This window comes from Micromonospora psammae, assembly GCF_036902725.1.
Classification (GTDB): Bacteria; Actinomycetota; Actinomycetes; order Mycobacteriales; family Micromonosporaceae; genus Micromonospora.
In genome coordinates this window covers 74,398-90,375 of the sequence record NZ_JBAKHM010000027.1, presented here as the reverse complement: position 1 = coordinate 90,375, position 15,978 = coordinate 74,398, and the positions used below count along the sequence as shown (strand labels likewise).

General features: G+C 74.2%; 15 protein-coding genes. 2 read left to right on the top strand and 13 right to left on the bottom strand.

Translation table 11 applies throughout. The features are described 5' to 3' along the window. The 4 genes from V6U79_RS25630 to V6U79_RS25615 all read right to left on the bottom strand — a co-directional run. Positions 1–291, bottom strand: a 291-nt coding sequence (locus V6U79_RS25630) for an LLM class flavin-dependent oxidoreductase (protein WP_334616084.1), incomplete at its 3' end; no start/stop codon positions are given. 183 nt (positions 292–474) lie between these two features. After that, the gene (locus tag V6U79_RS25625; protein ID WP_334532119.1) at positions 475–750 is read right to left on the bottom strand and encodes a ubiquitin-like small modifier protein 1; all 276 of its coding nucleotides are present in this window, start codon (positions 748–750) and stop codon (positions 475–477) included. Position 751: 1 nt separating this feature from the next. After that, on the bottom strand, positions 752–1,831 hold the full coding sequence (locus V6U79_RS25620; RefSeq protein ID WP_334532122.1) for a WD40/YVTN/BNR-like repeat-containing protein: 1,080 nt from the start codon (positions 1,829–1,831) through the stop codon (positions 752–754). An 88-nt stretch (positions 1,832–1,919) separates the two neighbouring features. Next, positions 1,920–2,561, bottom strand: a complete 642-nt coding sequence (locus V6U79_RS25615) for a DNA-3-methyladenine glycosylase (protein WP_334532125.1) — start codon at positions 2,559–2,561, stop codon at positions 1,920–1,922. 75 nt (positions 2,562–2,636) lie between these two features. On the opposite strand from V6U79_RS25615, the gene V6U79_RS25610 reads away from it, so the two are divergent. Together V6U79_RS25610 and V6U79_RS25605 are read left to right on the top strand one after the other, a co-directional pair. After that, positions 2,637–5,195, top strand: a complete 2,559-nt coding sequence (locus V6U79_RS25610) for an AMP-binding protein (RefSeq protein WP_334616082.1) — start codon at positions 2,637–2,639, stop codon at positions 5,193–5,195. A gap of 65 nt (positions 5,196–5,260) precedes the next feature. Then, positions 5,261–5,617, top strand: a complete 357-nt coding sequence (locus V6U79_RS25605) for an MmcQ/YjbR family DNA-binding protein (protein ID WP_334616081.1) — start codon at positions 5,261–5,263, stop codon at positions 5,615–5,617. A gap of 12 nt (positions 5,618–5,629) precedes the next feature. On the opposite strand, the gene V6U79_RS25600 is transcribed toward V6U79_RS25605, so the two are convergent. From V6U79_RS25600 to argC, 9 genes are all read right to left on the bottom strand, one after another. Beyond that, entirely contained in the window at positions 5,630–7,231 is a 1,602-nt protein-coding gene (locus V6U79_RS25600) for a glycosyltransferase 87 family protein (protein WP_334616080.1), read from the bottom strand. 227 nt (positions 7,232–7,458) lie between these two features. Further along, positions 7,459–8,922 carry an argininosuccinate lyase gene (gene argH / locus V6U79_RS25595; RefSeq protein WP_334532223.1) on the bottom strand — a complete coding sequence of 488 codons (1,464 nt, stop codon included), beginning with the start codon at positions 8,920–8,922 and terminating at the stop codon, positions 7,459–7,461. Positions 8,923–8,951: 29 nt separating this feature from the next. Beyond that, a complete protein-coding gene (locus V6U79_RS25590) occupies positions 8,952–10,157 on the bottom strand; it encodes an argininosuccinate synthase (RefSeq protein ID WP_334532137.1) in 1,206 nt (401 codons plus the stop codon). After that, positions 10,154–10,669: an arginine repressor gene (locus V6U79_RS25585; RefSeq protein WP_334532140.1), complete on the bottom strand. Its 516-nt coding sequence runs from the start codon at positions 10,667–10,669 to the stop codon at positions 10,154–10,156. Before V6U79_RS25585 ends, V6U79_RS25590 begins: the two co-directional genes overlap by 4 nt. After that, on the bottom strand, positions 10,666–11,595 hold the full coding sequence (gene argF, locus V6U79_RS25580) for an ornithine carbamoyltransferase (RefSeq protein ID WP_334616079.1): 930 nt from the start codon (positions 11,593–11,595) through the stop codon (positions 10,666–10,668). The genes V6U79_RS25585 and argF overlap by 4 nt, the downstream gene beginning before the upstream one ends. Next, positions 11,592–12,848 (bottom strand): acetylornithine transaminase, encoded by a 1,257-nt coding sequence (locus V6U79_RS25575; RefSeq protein WP_334616078.1) that lies wholly within the window; start codon positions 12,846–12,848, stop codon positions 11,592–11,594. The genes argF and V6U79_RS25575 overlap by 4 nt, the downstream gene beginning before the upstream one ends. Continuing rightward, positions 12,845–13,732 carry an acetylglutamate kinase gene (gene argB, locus V6U79_RS25570; protein WP_334532149.1) on the bottom strand — a complete coding sequence of 296 codons (888 nt, stop codon included), beginning with the start codon at positions 13,730–13,732 and terminating at the stop codon, positions 12,845–12,847. Before argB ends, V6U79_RS25575 begins: the two co-directional genes overlap by 4 nt. Beyond that, positions 13,729–14,901, bottom strand: a complete 1,173-nt coding sequence (argJ, locus tag V6U79_RS25565; RefSeq protein ID WP_334616077.1) for a bifunctional glutamate N-acetyltransferase/amino-acid acetyltransferase ArgJ — start codon at positions 14,899–14,901, stop codon at positions 13,729–13,731. Before argJ ends, argB begins: the two co-directional genes overlap by 4 nt. Continuing rightward, the gene (argC, locus tag V6U79_RS25560; RefSeq protein WP_334532155.1) at positions 14,898–15,899 is read right to left on the bottom strand and encodes an N-acetyl-gamma-glutamyl-phosphate reductase; all 1,002 of its coding nucleotides are present in this window, start codon (positions 15,897–15,899) and stop codon (positions 14,898–14,900) included. The genes argJ and argC overlap by 4 nt, the downstream gene beginning before the upstream one ends. Positions 15,900–15,978 lie beyond the last annotated feature (79 nt).

Here is a 15,978-nt window from a genome sequence, read left to right as displayed (position 1 = left end):
CATCGCGTAGTCCTCGGCGATCTTCACCGGGTCGTTCGTGGTGATCAGCGTGGTGGAGGTGGAGAGCAGCAGCCGCTCGGTGCGGGCCGCGATGTAGCCGAGCATGGTGGTGGGCGAGGACGGCACGAACGGCGGGTTGTGGTGCTCGCCGGTGGCGAAGACGTCGAGGCCGACCTCTTCGGCCTTGAGCGCGATGGCCACCATCGCCTTGATCCGCTCATGCTCGGTCGGCTCCCGGCCAGTGGTCGGATCGACCGTGACGTCGCCGACGGTGAAGACTCCGAACTGCATGACCGCTCCTCGTGTGTCGGGCCGGGGGGCTGAGGTGGTCACCCGGGCATCGCACACAACTTATTTGCTTCGTCAACTATTCCGCCAGCGGCACAGCCCCGGGTGGCCGGGGTCACCCCGCGCGCCCGGTTACCCGGCGGGCGGGGTACCCGACCGGGATGTCGGCCCGGGCGGCGGAGGCGCTCAGCCGCCGGCCACCGACGGCAGCACCCGCACCTCGGCGCCGTCGGCGACCGGGGCGGCCACTCCCCCGGTGTGCCGGCAGTCCTCCCCGTCGACGTAGACGTTGACGTACCGGCGCAGCTCGCCCCGTTCGTCGCGGATGCGGCGGGCCAGCCGGGGCCAGGAGACGGCGAGCGCGTCCAGGACCGCCCCAACCGAGCCGGCGGCCTCCACGGTCAGCCGGCTCGCGCCGCCGACCTCGCCGCGCAGCGGACCCGGGACCAGCACGGTGACCATCTCAGATCTCCGCGGCCCGGACGCAGAGCACGTCGGGCAGGTGGGCGGCGACCGGGGACCAGGAGTCACCGTCGTCGCGGCTGGCGTAGACCTCGCCGGAGCGGGTGCCGAAGTAGACCCCACCTCCCTCGCCGGCGCACATAGCGTCCCGCAGCACCGACGGGTAGAACGGCTGCTCCGGCAGGCCCACCGAGAGCGGCTCCCACTTGCCGCCGGCGTCGGCCGAGCGGAACACCCGGCAGCGGTGGTCCACCGGGAAGCGCTGGGCGTCGGCGATCAGCGGGAACGTCCAGACCGTGCCGGGGCGGGACGGGTGGGCGACCATCGGGAAGCCGAAGTCGCTGGGCAGGCCGGCGGCGATCGACGTCCAGGTGCGGCCGTCGTCGTCCGAGCGGTAGACGCCGTGGTGGTTCTGCGCGTAGAGCCGCTCGGGGTTGCCGGCGTCGCGGGCGACCTTGTGCACGCACTGCCCGAACTCGGGCCACTCGTCGGGCAGGAAGTAGGCCCGGATGCCGGTGTTGCCGGGCAACCAGCTCGCCCCCGCGTCCTCGGAGCGGTAGACCCCGCCGGTGGACATGGCCACGACGATCCGCTGCGGGTCGCGCGGGTGCGGCAGCACGGTGTGCACCGCCTGGCCGCCGAAGCCGGCGCCCCACTGCTCCCGGTGCGGATGGTCCCAGAGCGACCGGACCAGGGTGAAGCTGCGTCCGCCGTCGGTCGAGCGGAACAGCGCCGACGGCTCGGTGCCGGCCCAGACCACGCCCGGCTCGTCCGGGCCGGCCGGGACCAGCTGCCAGACCCGACCGAGGGTGGCGCCGGTGTCGGCCGGGAAGGCCACCGGCGCCTGCTCCGGCTCGTCCCACGAGGCGCCCAGGTCGTCGCTGGTGGCGACGCTCGGCCCGAAGTGTGAGCTGGTCATGCCGGCGAGCAGCCGGGGAGCGCCGGGGCGGGCGTCGACGGCGACCGCGTAGACCCCGGTCATCGGGAAGTGCGGGCCGCTCACCTCCCACCCGCTCCGCCCTCCGTCGCTGGTGGCGAGGAAGAGCCCCTTGGCGGTGCCGATGGCGAGCAGGGTGGTCACGACCGTCCTCCGATCCGTCGCCGTACAGGTGGCGTGATTATGGCCACACCCTCCGACAGATTCCGAGGGCCCACGCCGCCCCGCGGGTTCAGGACCGGCTTCGGGGCACGTGCCGGCGGTAGCTGCTCACCGTGGGGTCGCCGGTGATCCAGAACCGCCAGGGCACGTCGTGCGCGCCGGTCACCCCGACCCGCGGACCAGCGGAGACCGCCGCGTCGGGCACCGGCGCCTCCGCCGGCCGCAGCCGGACCGGGCCGTCGCCGAGCAGGTCCTGGCCGTAGACGGACCGGTCGATGCCCAGGGTGGCGCAGAGCCGTGCCGGGCCGCGGGCCAGATCCACCTCCCGGCGTACGGCGGGACGGCGGGCCCGCGCCACGTCGAGGCCGTCGACCACCTCGCCGGCGCGCAGCAGCACCGCCGAGGCCTCGCCGTCCGGACCGGTGACCACGTTCATGCACCAGTGCATCCCGTAGGTGAAGTACACGTAGGCGTGCCCCGCCGGGCCGAACATCACCGCGTTGCGCGGGGTGCGACCCCGGTGCGCGTGCGAAGCCGGGTCACCCGCCGTGCCCGCGTACGCCTCGACCTCCGTGATCCGCACGGTGACGCCACCGGCGGTCAGGCGGCAGCCGAGCAGCCCCCGGGCCGCCGGCACCACGTCGCCGGCGAGCAGTTCGGCCAGCGGGGCCGGGTCGGTGCCGGTCACGAAGGGGGTTCCGTCGCAGCTCACACCCAGACGGTACCCACCCGTGCGTTGCGCCACCCCCTCCTCGTAATTAGGGCAGCCTCACCTTAGAGTTGGCGCGTGACACCCCCGCCTGACCTGCTGCCGGCCGTCCGCGCGGTGCCGTTCGTCCGGGACCTGGCCACCCACGGTGACCGTCCCGCCGTCGTCACCGCCGACGGCGTGCTGTCGTACGTGGAGCTGGCCGCCCGGGTCGACCAGACCGCGCGGCGGCTCGGCGACGGGCGGCGGCTGGTCCTGGTGAGCGGGGCGAACAGCGTCGACTCCCTGGTGGCGTACCTGGCCGGGCTGCGCGCCGGGCATCCCGTCCTGCTGGTGCCCGGCGACGGCCCGGCGGTCGCGGCGCTGACCGAGGCGTACGACCCGGACGTGGTGGTCGGTCCGGTCGAGGGCCGGTGGACGATCACCGAGCGACGCCGGGGCAGCGCCCACACGCCGCACCCCGACCTGGCGCTGCTGCTGAGCACCTCCGGGTCCACCGGCTCCCCCAAGCTGGTCCGGCTCTCCGCCGCGAACCTCCAGGCCAACGCCGAATCGATCGCCGAGTACCTGGCGGTGCGGGACACCGACCGGGCGGCGACCAGCCTGCCGCTGCACTACTGCTACGGCCTGTCGGTGGTGAACAGCCACCTGGCCCGGGGCGCCGCGCTGATCCTCACCGACCACTCGGTCGCCGACACCTGCTTCTGGGAGCTGTTCCGGGCGGCCCGGGGGACCAGCTTCGCCGGCGTGCCGTACACCTTCGACCTGCTGGACCGGGTCGGCTTCGCCGCGATGGACCTGCCGCACCTGCGCTACGTCACCGCCGCCGGCGGCCGGCTCGCCCCGGCCCAGGTGGTCCGCTACGCCGAGCTGGGCCGGCGCAACGGCTGGGACCTCTTCGTCATGTACGGGCAGACCGAGGCGACCGCGCGGATGGCGTACCTCCCGCCGGACCTGGCGGTCGACCACCCGGCGGCGATCGGGGTGCCGGTGCCCGGCGGCGCGTTCCGGCTCGCGCCGGTCGCCGACCACCCCGACCCGGAGGTCGGCGAGCTGGTCTACGCCGGCCCGAACGTCATGCTCGGTTACGCCGGCTCCCCCGCCGACCTGGCGCTGGGTCGGACGGTGGACGAGCTGCACACCGGCGACCTGGCCCGGCGCACCCCCGAGGGGCTGTACGAGATCGTCGGCCGGCGCAGTCGGTTCGCCAAGATCCTCGGGCTGCGGGTCGACCCGCAGCAGATCGAGACGCTGCTGGCGGCGCACGGGGTGGCCGCCACCTGCGTCGGCGGCGACGACGAGCTGGTCGTCGCCGTGGTCGGCCAGGGCGACCCGCGCCGGGTACGCCGGCTCGTCGCCGACGAGATCGGCCTGCCGCCGCGCGCGGTCCGGGTGCTCCCGCTGGCCGAGCTGCCCCGGCTGGCCAGCGGCAAGCCCGACCTGGCCGCCCTGCGCGCCCTGGCCGACGCCGCCGCGGCGACCGCGCCGGCGGCGGAGGTGCCGGCCGACGATCTGTGCCGGCTCTACGCGGAGGTGCTGGACAGCACCGACGTCACCCCGGAGCTGAGCTTCGTCGACCTCGGCGGGGACTCCCTGTCGTACGTGGAGATGTCGGTCCGCCTGGAGCAGGTGCTGGGCCACCTGCCGGCGAACTGGCACGTGCTGCCGATCGCCGACCTGCGCGCGCCGGCCCGCCGGACCGGCCGACGCCGGGCGTTGGAGACCAGCGTCGCGCTGCGCGCGGTGGCGATCGTGCTGATCGTCGGCTCGCACATCCCGCTCTTCACCATCACCGGCGGCGCCCACCTGCTGCTCGGGGTGGCCGGCTTCAACTTCGCCCGGTTCCAGCTCACCGACGCCGACCGGCGGGACCGGCTGCGCCAGATCCGCGCCGGGCTGACCCGGATCGTGCTGCCGACGACCGCCTGGATCGGGGCGGTGATGCTGGTCCGCGACGACTACCAGCTCAGCACCCTGCTGCTGCTCAACAGCATCGCCGGGCCGGAGAACGGCGAGACCCAGTGGCACTTCTGGTTCATCGAGGCGGTGGTCCACCTTCTGGTGGCCCTGGCCGCCCTGCTCGGCCTGCGCCGGGTGGACCGGCTGGAACGACGGTTCCCGTTCGCCTTCCCGCTCGGCCTGACCGCGGTCGCGCTGCTCGGCCGGTACGACGTGTTCGGCCTCGACGCCCGCTACGACCTGCCGTCGGCGCTGGTGGCGGGGTGGCTGTTCACACTGGGCTGGGCCGCCGCCCGCGCCGACGGGGTGCGGCAGCGGCTGCTGGTCACGGCCGCCGCGGCGGCGACCGTGCCGGGCTTCTTCGGCCAGCCGCAGCGGGAGGCGCTGATCGTGGCCGGACTGGCGCTGCTGATCTGGCTGCCCACCGTGCCGAGCCTGGCCGTGGTCAACCGGGTCGCCGGGGTGCTGGCCGCCGGCTCGCTCTACATCTACCTCACCCACTGGCAGGTCTATCCGCACCTGCGGGACCTGCCGCTGGTCGCGCTGGCCGCGTCCCTGGCCCTGGGCATCGGGTACGCCACGCTGGTGAACCGGGCCTGGGCCTGGGTCGCCGGCCGCCGGCGCCGCGCCCGGGACGACCGGCAACCCGCCGAACGCCTCGCCGCCCGCACCGGTTGACTCCCGTCCGGGGCCCCGGATGTCGCCGGTCTCGGTGAGACTGGGCGGGACGACGGGAGAACGGTATGACCCGCGAGGAGATGCTGGCGTACTGCCTGGCCAAGCCGGGCGCCTGGCTGGACCGGCCGTGGGAGGGCGACGAGGTGGTGAAGGTGGGCAGCCGGATCTTCGCCTTCCTCGGCGCCCCGGACGGCGACCCCCGGGTGGGGGTGAAGTGCGGTCCGTCCCGGGAGGTGGCCGACGAGTGGCTGCACCGCTTCCCCGACGACGCGAAGGCGTCGCCGTACATCGGGCGGTCGGGCTGGAACTCGCTGCGGCTCGACGGGGAGATCCCCGACGACGAGCTGGTCGAGGCGGTCGACGGCTCGTACGACGCGGTGGTGGCGAAGCTGCCGAAGCGGGAGCGCCCCACGGGCTCGTGACGCGACCCGACGCTACGGGCGGTCGCCGGGGAGCACGGCGGCGAGTTCCTCCTCGTACGTGGCGACCGGACGGCCATCGGCCCCGTAGGCGACGAGCCGGCCGTGCACCATGGTCGCCGATCGGAACGAGAACGTCCGGGAACCGGGGTAGGCGGCCAGCAGCGGTATGACCCGGGGCGCGCCGCCGGGGGCGGAGTGGTACTCCAGGCGCGTCACCCGTGGGGACACCACTCCGTTGACCCGTACCTTGGTCTTCTCGCTCCGCATGGCGAAGGTCACCGGGGCGTCGGTGCCGTAGGAGGCGCACTGCACCGGCCCCCGGCAGGCGAAAAAGTAGCGCGGGTTGTCGAGGTCGTCCAGGGTGTAGGCCTTGAACGTGGGATCGGCCCCCGCCGGGAGCGGCTGCGCGGCGAGGAGAGCCAGAGCCGCCGTGGCCGCCACGCCCCCGCGCAGCCACACCCGCCGCGGCGGCGGTCGCCGGTCCGTCCGCGTCGCCAGCACCGCCATCCCACCGAATCCGGCCAGGCAGAGCACGCAGACGCCGAGCGCGCGGGCGTTCTCGAAAAGGAACTGGACCCCCGGCCTCATCGACACCGGCGCCAGCACCGCCCCCAACGACACCACCATGGCCACCAGCAGCACGACACCGGCCACCCTGCGAGCCACCCCGGACGCGCCGATCAGCAGCATCGCGGCCAGCACCGGCCAGACCTGGTGATGGGTCCAGGAGACCGGGGACGCGGTCACGGTGGCGCACCCGACGAGTACGGCGGCGTGCCCGGGACGGCCGTGTGCCGCGAGCTGGCGCGCGCGCAGCAGCGCGACCGTACAGATGACGGCCACCAGGCCGGCCCAGATCAGCGGTAGGGACGTCGCGTCCACCCCGATCCGGAGCAGCATTCCGTGCAGCGACTGGTTGCCCAGCGACGCGAGGTTGCCGATCCGGGAGGTCTGCCGCACGGCGGCGGTCCAGTAGGTCCAACTCTCCGTGGGCAGCACGGCCGCGGCGAGCCCCGCGCAGGCCAGGAAGGTGCCAGCAGCGCGGCCCGCGTCCCGGAAGCGACCGGTCGCCAGGAAGTACACCACGAACAGCAGAGGGGTCAGTTTGATCGCCGCCGCCACTCCGACGAGCACGCCCCGCAGTCGCGGCGGCAGGACGCCCATGCCGTCGAGGAGTGCCAGGAGCACGATGAAGATGCTGACCTGACCGAACCGCAGGTTGCTCTGCACCGGCGCGGAGAGCATCAGCGCGGTGGCCACGGCCGCCGTGACCAGTGGCCGCCGGGACCGCTCGGAGACCAGCACGCGACCGACCGGCACAGCGATGGCGGCCACCGCCGCGCAGGTCATCACCAGCCAGATCACCTGCACCACCGACTCGGACGCGGCGGTGACCGGCCAGAGCACGAGCGCCGCGAACGGTGGGTAGGTGAAGGGGCCGCCGTTGTCCGCGACGTACTCGTAGAGCGGGCGCCCGGCCCGCAGGTCGGTCAGGGCCCCGACGTAGATGTGCAGGTCGGAGAGGCGATCCTCACGTCGCCAGACGAGAGCGACGGACACCATCGCCGTCAGCGTGAACCCCGCCCACGACAGCACCACCCGTCGATCCCGCACCTGCCGAGAATAGGCGTCGGCGCGACCCCGGTGGGGGCACTGGTTGTCGCGCGACGCGGTGGTGACGAAGCGCCGGGCAGGCCATCGTGGACGGCGTCGGGCGCAGCGCCGGCGTGGTGGCCAGCCGGCGGCGCTGGCGCTCTGCGGCGAGCGCGCCTGGGAGACACGACGGCGGTGACGGCGCGCGGCGCGCGGGCGGACCTGCCCGCGCGCCGCGACCGGTCACCTCAGCGGGGTACGACCCGCTCGGCGGCCCACTCCCGCCAGCCGGCCAGCCGGTCCGCGGCGGCGGCGAGCTGGTCGGCGACCGGCCCGGGGCCGGTGGAGCCGGGGGTGGTCCGGGCGGCGAGCGCCGAGCGGACCGAGAGCACGTCGCGCACGCTCGGGTCGAGGTGCTCGCTGACCGTGGTCAGGTCGTCGTCGGAGACCTCGTCCAGGGCGCAGTCGCGGGCGGCGCAGAGCGCGACGAGCCGGCCGGTGATCTCGTGCGCGTCGCGGAACGGCACGCCCTTGCGGACCAGCCAGTCGGCGACCTCGGTGGCGAGCGAGTAGCCCACCGGCGCGGCGGCCACCAGGCGGTCGACCCGGACCGTCATCGTGGAGATCATCCCGGCCAGCGCGGGCAGCAGCAGCTCCAGGGTGTCGACCGCGTCGAAGGCCGGCTCCTTGTCCTCCTGCATGTCCCGGTCGTACGTCATGGGCAGGCCCTTGAGCATGGTGAGCACGCTCATCAGCCCGCCCACCAGGCGGCCGGACTTGCCCCGGGCCAGCTCGGCGATGTCCGCGTTCTTCTTCTGCGGCATGATCGACGAGCCGGTGGCGAAGGCGTCGTCCAGCTCGACCCAGCCGAACTCGTGCGAGGTCCAGAGCACCACCTCCTCGCCGAGCCGGGACAGGTGCACGCCGATCAGCGCGGTGGTGAAGAGGAACTCGGCGACGAAGTCCCGGTCGGCCACGGCGTCCATCGAGTTGGCGAAGGACGTCCGGAAGCCCAGCTCCTTGGCCACGGCCACCGGGTCCAGCGGCAGGCCGGAGCCGGCGAGGGCACCGGCGCCGAGAGGGCTGACCGCCGTCCGGTGGTCCCAGTCGCGCAGCCGCTCCAGGTCGCGCAGCAGCGGCTGCACGTGCGCGAGCAGCCAGTGCCCGAAGGTGACCGGCTGGGCGTGCTGGAGGTGGGTCATCCCGGGCGCGGCCGTGTCGACGTGCCGCTCGGCTTGCTCCACCAGCGCCTCGGCCAGCTCGACCAGCCGGCCGGCCACGCCGCGGGCGTGGTCGCGCAGGTAGAGCCGCAGGTCGGTGGCGACCTGGTCGTTGCGGGACCGGCCGGCGCGCAGCTTGCCGCCGAGGCTGCCGAGCCGCTCCAGCAGGCCGCGTTCCAGCGCGGTGTGCACGTCCTCGTCGTCGATGGTCGGGCGGAACTGCCCGGACGCGCAGGCCGCCTCCAGGTCGTCCAGCGCGGCGAGGATCCGGCCCAGCTCCTCCGGGTCGAGCAGGCCGGCGCCGGCCAGCACCCGGGCGTGCGCCCGGGAGCCGGCGATGTCGTACGGGGCGAGGCGCCAGTCGAACTGGACGCTCACCGACAGCCGCGCGAGGGCCTCGGCGGGACCACCGGCGAACCGGCCACCCCACAGGCTCGTCCGGTTGGCGGGGGCGCTGTTCTCGGTCAGGCTCTTGTCGTCCACCCGGCCCATTGTGGCAGTGCTCACGCTCGCACCCACGATCAGGAGCCACCCATCCGGGCGTCCCGCTCGGCGGCCATCTTGCTGGGCAGGCCCCACAGCTGCACGAAGCCCTTGGCCAGGGACTGGTCGAAGGTGTCGCCGGTGTCGTAGGTGGCCATGCCGAAGTCGTAGAGGCTGGCCTCGGAGCGCCGGCCGGTGACGGTCGCCCGACCACCGTGCAGGACGAGCCGCACCTCGCCGGAGACGTGCCGCTGCGCGTCGTCGATGAAGGCGTCCAGGGAGTCCTTCAGCGGGGAGAACCAGAGACCGTCGTAGACCAGCTCGCCCCAGCGCTGGTCCACGCCCTTCTTGAACCGGGCCAGGTCCCGCTCGACGGTGACCGCCTCCAGCTCCTGGTGGGCGGTGATCAGCGCGATCGCGCCGGGGGCCTCGTACACCTCGCGGCTCTTGATGCCGACGAGCCGGTCCTCGACCATGTCGAGCCGGCCGACGCCCTGGGCGCCGGCGCGCCGGTTGAGCTCCAGGATCGCCTGGTACGGGGTGACCGTCTCGCCGTCGATCGCCACCGGGTTGCCAGCGTCAAAGGTGATCACGACCTCGTCGGCGTCGCGCGGCTCGGCCGGGTCGGCGGTGTACGAGTACAGGTCCTCGATGGGCGCGTTCCAGATGTCCTCCAGGAAGCCGGTCTCCACGGCCCGGCCCCAGAGGTTCTGGTCGATCGAGTACGGGGACTTGGCCGACACGTCGATCGGCAGCCCCTTCTCCTCGGCGAAGGCGATCGCCTTGTCCCGGGTCCAGGCGAAGTCCCGAGCCGGCGCGATGATCTTCAGGTCGGGGGCGAGCGCGCCCAGGCCGACCTCGAAGCGGACCTGGTCGTTGCCCTTGCCGGTGCAGCCGTGCGAGACGATCGTGCCGCCGTGCTTGCGGGCCGCGGCGACCAGGTGCTTGACGATCAGCGGCCGGGACAGCGCGGAGACCAGCGGATAGCGGTCCATGTAGAGGGCGTTGGCCCGCATCGCCGGCAGGCAGTAGTCGGCGGCGAACTCGTCGCGCGCGTCGACCACCTCCGACTCGACGGCGCCGCAGTCCAGCGCGCGCTGCCGGATGGCGTCGAGGTCCTCTCCGCCCTGTCCGACGTCGACGGCCACCGCGATGATCTCGGCGCCGGTCTGCTCGGCGAGGTACGGAATGGCGACGGAGGTGTCGAGACCTCCGGAGTAGGCAAGGACGACCCGCTCGGTCATGATGTGCTGCTCCCTTCGATATGTTCTTCCCGGCGGGCCCACCCGGCGAGCTTGTCGCCGAGCGCGGCCCCGCCGACGGCCTCGCGGGCCACGACGAGAATGGTGTCGTCGCCGGCGATGGTGCCGACGACGTCGGGCAGGCCCGCTCGGTCCAACGCGCTGGCCAGGTATTGGGCCGCGCCCGGCGGGGTGCGCAGTACGGCGATGTTGCCGCTGGAGTCGACCCCGTTGAGCAGCTCGCGCAGCAGCCGCACCAGCCGGGCGGGGGCCGCCTCGGCGTCGCGCAGCGGCCGGTGGCCGTCCTCGGGGATCAGGTAGACGGCCCGCCCGTCACCGCCGCGGGCCTTGACCGCGCCCAGCTCCTCCAGGTCCCGCGACAGGGTGGCCTGGGTGACCTGGACGCCGTCACCGGCGAGCAGGTCGGCCAGCTCGGTCTGCGAGCGGATGGTCTTGTCGCGGATCAGCTCGACGATGCGGGCGTGCCGGGCGGCACGGGTCAGCGGGGCGGTCATGATGTGGATGCCTCCAGGAGAAACGTCAGCAGCGCCTTCTGGGCGTGCAGGCGATTCTCCGCCTGGTCGAAGACCGCGCTGCGCGGCCCGTCCAGCACCTCGTCGGTGATCTCCTCACCCCGGTGCGCCGGCAGGCAGTGCAGCACGATCGCCGCCTCGGCGGCGTGGGCCAGCAGCGCTTCGTTGACCTGGTACGGCAGGAACGGGGTAATGCGGTCCAGCCCGTCGCTCTCCTGCCCCATCGAGGTCCAGGTGTCGGTGGCCACCACGTCCGCGCCGCAGACCGCCGCCACCGGGTCGACGAGGGCGCGGACCGAGCCGCCGGTGCCGGTGGCGATCTTCTCCGCCCGGGCCAGCACCTCGGGGTCGGGGTGGAAACCGAGCGGCCCGGCGACCCGGACGTGCATCCCGGCGGTCGCCCCGGCGAGCAGGTAGGAGTGGGCCATGTTGTTCGCCGCGTCCCCGACGTAGGCCAGGGTCCGGCCGGCGGTGGCGCCGAACCGCTCCCGGACGGTGAGCAGGTCGGCGAGGAGCTGGCAGGGGTGGTAGTCGTCGGTGAGGGCGTTGACCACCGGCACGGTGGCGCCGTGGGCCACCTCGGCGATCCGGTCGTCGCCGTGGGTGCGCAGCACGATCGCCGCGACGTAGCGGGACAGCACCCGGCCGGCGTCGGCGAGCGTCTCGCCGCGGCCGAAGTGGGTGACCTGGGTGTCCACCACGAGCGGGTGGCCGCCGAGTTCGGCGATGCCGGCGTCGAAGGAGATCCGGGTGCGCAGGCTCTGCTTGTCGAAGAGCACCGCGACCGACCGCGGCCCGGCCAGCGGCGTGAACGTGAACCGGTCGGCCTTCATCCGCGCGGCGAGGTCGAGCACGGCGGACTGCTCGGCGGGCGTCAGGTCGTCGTCGCGCAGGAAGTGCCGGATCATGCCTTCGTCTCCGTCGTGGTCGGGCTCGTCGGCGGGATCGTGGTGCGGATGGAATCCGTCAGGGGCGCCGCCGGTTCCGCGGCGCGGGGCGCGGCCGCGTCCAGCGCGCCGGGCAGGGCGGCCAGGAAGGCGTCGACCTGGGCGGCGGTGAGGATCAGCGGCGGGGCGAGCCGTACCACGCCGGGCTGCACCGGGTTGACCAGGAAGCCGGCGTCGCGCAGCGCGGCGGTCACCGGGCCGGAGGCCGGCGCGGTGAGCGCGATCCCGATCAGCAGGCCGGCGCCGCGCACCCGGGCGACCAGCGGGTGGCCGAGCGCCTCGACGCCGCGGCGCAGCCGCTCGCCGACCCGCTTGACGTGGTCGAGCAGCCCCTCGTTGGCGATGGTGGCGACCACCGCGAGCGCGGCGGCGCAGCTGACCGGGTTGCCGCCGAAGGTGGTGCCGTGCGATCCGGGGCGCAGCAGCTCGGCGGCCCGGCCGAAGGCGAGGCAGGCGCCGATGGGCAGCCCACCGCCGAGCCCCTTGGCCAGGGTCACCACGTCCGGTTCGACGCCGTCGGCCTGGTGGGCGAACCAGTGTCCGGTCCGGCCGATCCCGGTCTGCACCTCGTCGAGGACCAGCAGGGCGCCGTGCCGGGTGGTGACCCGCCGCGCCTCGGCCAGGTAGCCGGCGGGCGGCACGACCACACCGTTCTCCCCCTGGATCGGCTCGAGGATCACCATCGCGGTCCGGTCGGTCACCGCCGCCGCCAGCGCGGCGGCGTCGCCGTAGGGGACGTGGGTGACGTCGCCGGGCAGCGGGCGGAACGGGTCGACCTTGGCCGGCTGGCCGGTGAGCGCCAGCGCGCCCATGGTCCGGCCGTGGAAGCCGCCGTGCGCCGCGACCACGTGCGACCGGCCGGTCAGCCGGGAGAGCTTGAACGCCGTCTCGTTGGCCTCGGCGCCGGAGTTGGCGAAGAAGACCCGGCCGGTGCGGCCGGCCAGGGCCAGCAGCAGCTCGGCGAGGGCGACCGGCGGCTCGGCGACGAAGAGGTTGGAGACGTGCCCGAGGGTGGCGACCTGCCGGGCGACGGCGGCCACCACGGCGGGGTGGGCGTGGCCGAGGGCGTTGACCGCGATGCCGCCGAGCAGGTCGACGTACTCGCGGCCGGCCTCGTCGACCACGACGGCGCCGGAGCCGGAGACGAGCGCCAGCGGCGGGGTGCCGTAGTTGTCCATCATGGCCGCGTTCCAGCGCTCCACCAGGGTGCTCATGAGTCGATCACCATCGTTCCGAATCCTTCCGAGGTGAAGACCTCGAGCAGCGTGGAGTGGGCGACCCGGCCGTCGACGACGTGCGCGGCGGGCACTCCCCCACGCACCGCCCGCAGGCAGGCCTCCATCTTCGGGACCATCCCCGACTCCAGCGACGGCAGCAGCTTCGCCAGGTGCTCGGCGTCGATCTCGCTGACCAGGCTGTCGGTGTCGGGCCAGTCGGCGTACAGGCCGGGGACGTCGGTGAGGACGACCAGCTTGCGGGCGCCCAGGGCGACGGCGAGCGCCGCCGCAGCGGTGTCGGCGTTGAGGTTGTGCAGCACCCCGTCGGCGTCCGGCGCGACGGTGGAGATGACCGGGATGCGGCCGGCCGCGATCAGGTCGGTGACCGCGGAGACGTCGACCGACTCCACGTCGCCGACTTGCCCGACGTCGACCGGCTCGCCGTCGACGTACGCCGGGCGGCGCACGGCGGTGAAGAGCCGGGCGTCCTCGCCGGAGAGGCCGACCGCGAACGGGCCGTGCGCGTTGATCAGCCCCACCAGCTCCCGCCCGACCTGACCGACGAGCACCATCCGCACGACGTCCATCGCCTCCGGCGTGGTGACCCGCAGGCCGCCCCGGAACTCGCTGGCGATGCCGAGCCGGCCGAGCATCGCGGAGATCTGCGGCCCGCCGCCGTGCACGACGACCGGCCGCAGGCCGGCGTACCGGAGGAAGACCATGTCGGCGGCGAAGGCCCGCTGGAGGGCGGGGTCGACCATGGCGTTGCCGCCGTACTTGACCACGACGGTGGCGCCGGAGAAGCGGGCCAGCCAGGGCAGCGCCTCGATCAGCGTCTCGGCCTTGACCTGGGCCCGGGTGAGGTCGGCGGAGAGGCTCATGAGGAATAGGCCGAGTTCTCGTGCACGTACGCGTGCGACAGGTCGTTGGTCCAGACCGTCGCCGCGGCGGAGCCGGCGTGCAGGTCGATCCGGATGGTGACGTCCCGTCCGGTGAGGTCGACCTTGCTCCGGTCCTCGGCGGCGGCGCCGAAGCGGCACACCCAGACCCCGTTGACCGCGACGTCCACGCCGTCCGGCTCGAAGGCGGCCGTGGTGGTGCCGATGGCGGCGAGGATCCGGCCCCAGTTGGGATCGTTGCCGAACAGGGCGGTCTTGACCAGGTTGTTGCGGGCCACGCTGCGGCCCACCTCGACGGCGTCGTCCTCGGTGGCGGCGCCGATGACCTCGATGGCTATCTGCTTGGTGGCGCCCTCGGCGTCGGCGATGAGCTGCTGGGCCAGGTCGTGGCACGCGGCGGTGACCGCCGCGGTCAGCTCGGCCCCGGTGGGCTCGACGCCGGAGGCGCCGCTGGCCAGCAGCAGCACCGTGTCGTTGGTCGACATGCAGCCGTCGGAGTCGATCCGGTCGAAGGTGAGCCGGGTCGCCGCCCGCAGCGCCGCGTCGAGCGCCTCCGGCCCGGCCACCGCGTCGGTGGTCAGGACGCAGAGCATGGTCGCCATGGCCGGGGCGAGCATGCCGGCGCCCTTGGCCATGCCGCCGACGGTCCAGCCGCTGCCCCGGGCGACGGTGCTCTTCGGCCGGGTGTCGGTGGTCATGATCGCCTCGGCCGCGGCGGCGCCGCCGTCCCGGGCGAGCCCCCGGACGGCGGTCCGCACCCCGGGCAGGAGCTTGTCCATCGGGAGCCGCTCGCCGATCAGCCCGGTGGAGCAGACGGCGACCTCGCCGGCGCCGAGCATCAGCCGGGGGCTGACCGAGGTCAGCGCGGCGGCGGTGTGCTCGGCGGTGGCGTGGGTGTCCTGGAAGCCGGCCGGGCCGGTGCAGGCGTTGGCGCCGCCGGAGTTGAGCACGACGGCCCGTACCACGCCGCCGCGGACGACCTGCTGGGTCCAGAGCACCGGCGCCGCCTTCACCCGGTTGGTGGTGAAGACACCGGCGACCGTGGCGTCGGGGCCGTCGTTGACGAGCAGGGCGACGTCGGCGGCGCCGCTGGATTTGAGGCCGGCGGCGATCCCGGCCGCCCGGAAGCCCCGGGGGGTGGTGACTGTCATGGCGCGACTCCGAAGGCAGAAAGGCCGGTGGTCTCGGGCAGGCCGAGCAGGAGGTTGGCGTTCTGCACGGCCTGCCCGGCGGCGCCCTTGCCGAGGTTGTCGATCGCGCTGACCACGATCACCCGGCCGGAGTCGACGTCCAGCGTGGCCTGCAGGTGGCAGGAGTTGCCGCCGGCCGTCGCGGCGGTGTGCGGCCAGGCGCCCTCGGGCAGCAGGTGCACGAACGGGGCGTCGGCGTACGCCGCGGCGAGGACCGCGCGCGGGTCGACGTCGCCGGTGGGCACGGCGGTGACGGTGGCCAGGATGCCGCGCGGCATCGGCGCGAGCACCGGGGTGAAGGAGAGGGTGGTCGCGCCGGTGGCCTGCTTGATCTCCGGCACGTGCTGGTGGGCGCCGACCTTGTAGGGCGACAGGTCGCCCATCACCTCGCTGCCGAGCAGGTGGGCCTTGGCGGCCCGGCCGGCGCCGGAGGTGCCGGAGGCGGCGACCACCACCACGTCGGTGGGGAAGACGGCGCCGGCGGCGATCAGCGGGGCCAGGGCCAGGGTGGTCGCCACGGCGTAGCAGCCGGTGTTCGCCACCCGGGTGGCGGCGGCGATGGCCGCCCGCTGGCCGGGCAGCTCGGGCAGGCCGTAGGTCCAGGTGCCGGCGTGCGGGCCACCGTAGTAGCGGGCCCAGGCGTCGGCGTCGGCGAGCCGGTGGTCGGCACCGAGGTCGACCACCCGGACCGTCTCGGGCAGGGCGGCTGCGAGGGCCGCCGACTCGCCGTGCGGCAGGGCCAGGAAGACCAGGTCCGCGTCGGCCAGGGCGGCCGGGTCGGTCGCCCCGAGGACCAGGTCCAGGCCCACGAGCTGCGGGTGTACGGCGGTGACGGGCTGGCCGGCCTGCCGGTGCGCGGTGGCGGCGACCAGGTCGAAGTCCGGGTGCCCGGCGACCAGACGCAGCAGCTCGCCACCGGCGTACCCGCTCGCTCCGGCGATCGCGACTCGAATGCCCATACTCACCTCCGCATGACTATGCAGAAAGGCTAGCGACGTAACCCCTCTACTGCAAGTTCATACATCACTCCGCATGAGC

Coding starts and splice junctions, on each gene's coding strand:
- argF (WP_334616079.1), bottom strand. CDS start 11,595: ATGATCCGGCACTTCCTGCGCGACGACGACCTGACGCCCGCCGAGCAG.
- argB (WP_334532149.1), bottom strand. CDS start 13,732: ATGAGCCTCTCCGCCGACCTCACCCGGGCCCAGGTCAAGGCCGAGACG.
- argC (WP_334532155.1), bottom strand. CDS start 15,899: ATGGGCATTCGAGTCGCGATCGCCGGAGCGAGCGGGTACGCCGGTGGC.
- V6U79_RS25585 (WP_334532140.1), bottom strand. CDS start 10,669: ATGACCGCCCCGCTGACCCGTGCCGCCCGGCACGCCCGCATCGTCGAG.
- V6U79_RS25625 (WP_334532119.1), bottom strand. CDS start 750: ATGGTCACCGTGCTGGTCCCGGGTCCGCTGCGCGGCGAGGTCGGCGGC.
- V6U79_RS25575 (WP_334616078.1), bottom strand. CDS start 12,848: ATGAGCACCCTGGTGGAGCGCTGGAACGCGGCCATGATGGACAACTAC.
- V6U79_RS25605 (WP_334616081.1), top strand. CDS start 5,261: ATGACCCGCGAGGAGATGCTGGCGTACTGCCTGGCCAAGCCGGGCGCC.
- argH (WP_334532223.1), bottom strand. CDS start 8,922: ATGGGCCGGGTGGACGACAAGAGCCTGACCGAGAACAGCGCCCCCGCC.
- argJ (WP_334616077.1), bottom strand. CDS start 14,901: ATGACAGTCACCACCCCCCGGGGCTTCCGGGCGGCCGGGATCGCCGCC.
- V6U79_RS25590 (WP_334532137.1), bottom strand. CDS start 10,157: ATGACCGAGCGGGTCGTCCTTGCCTACTCCGGAGGTCTCGACACCTCC.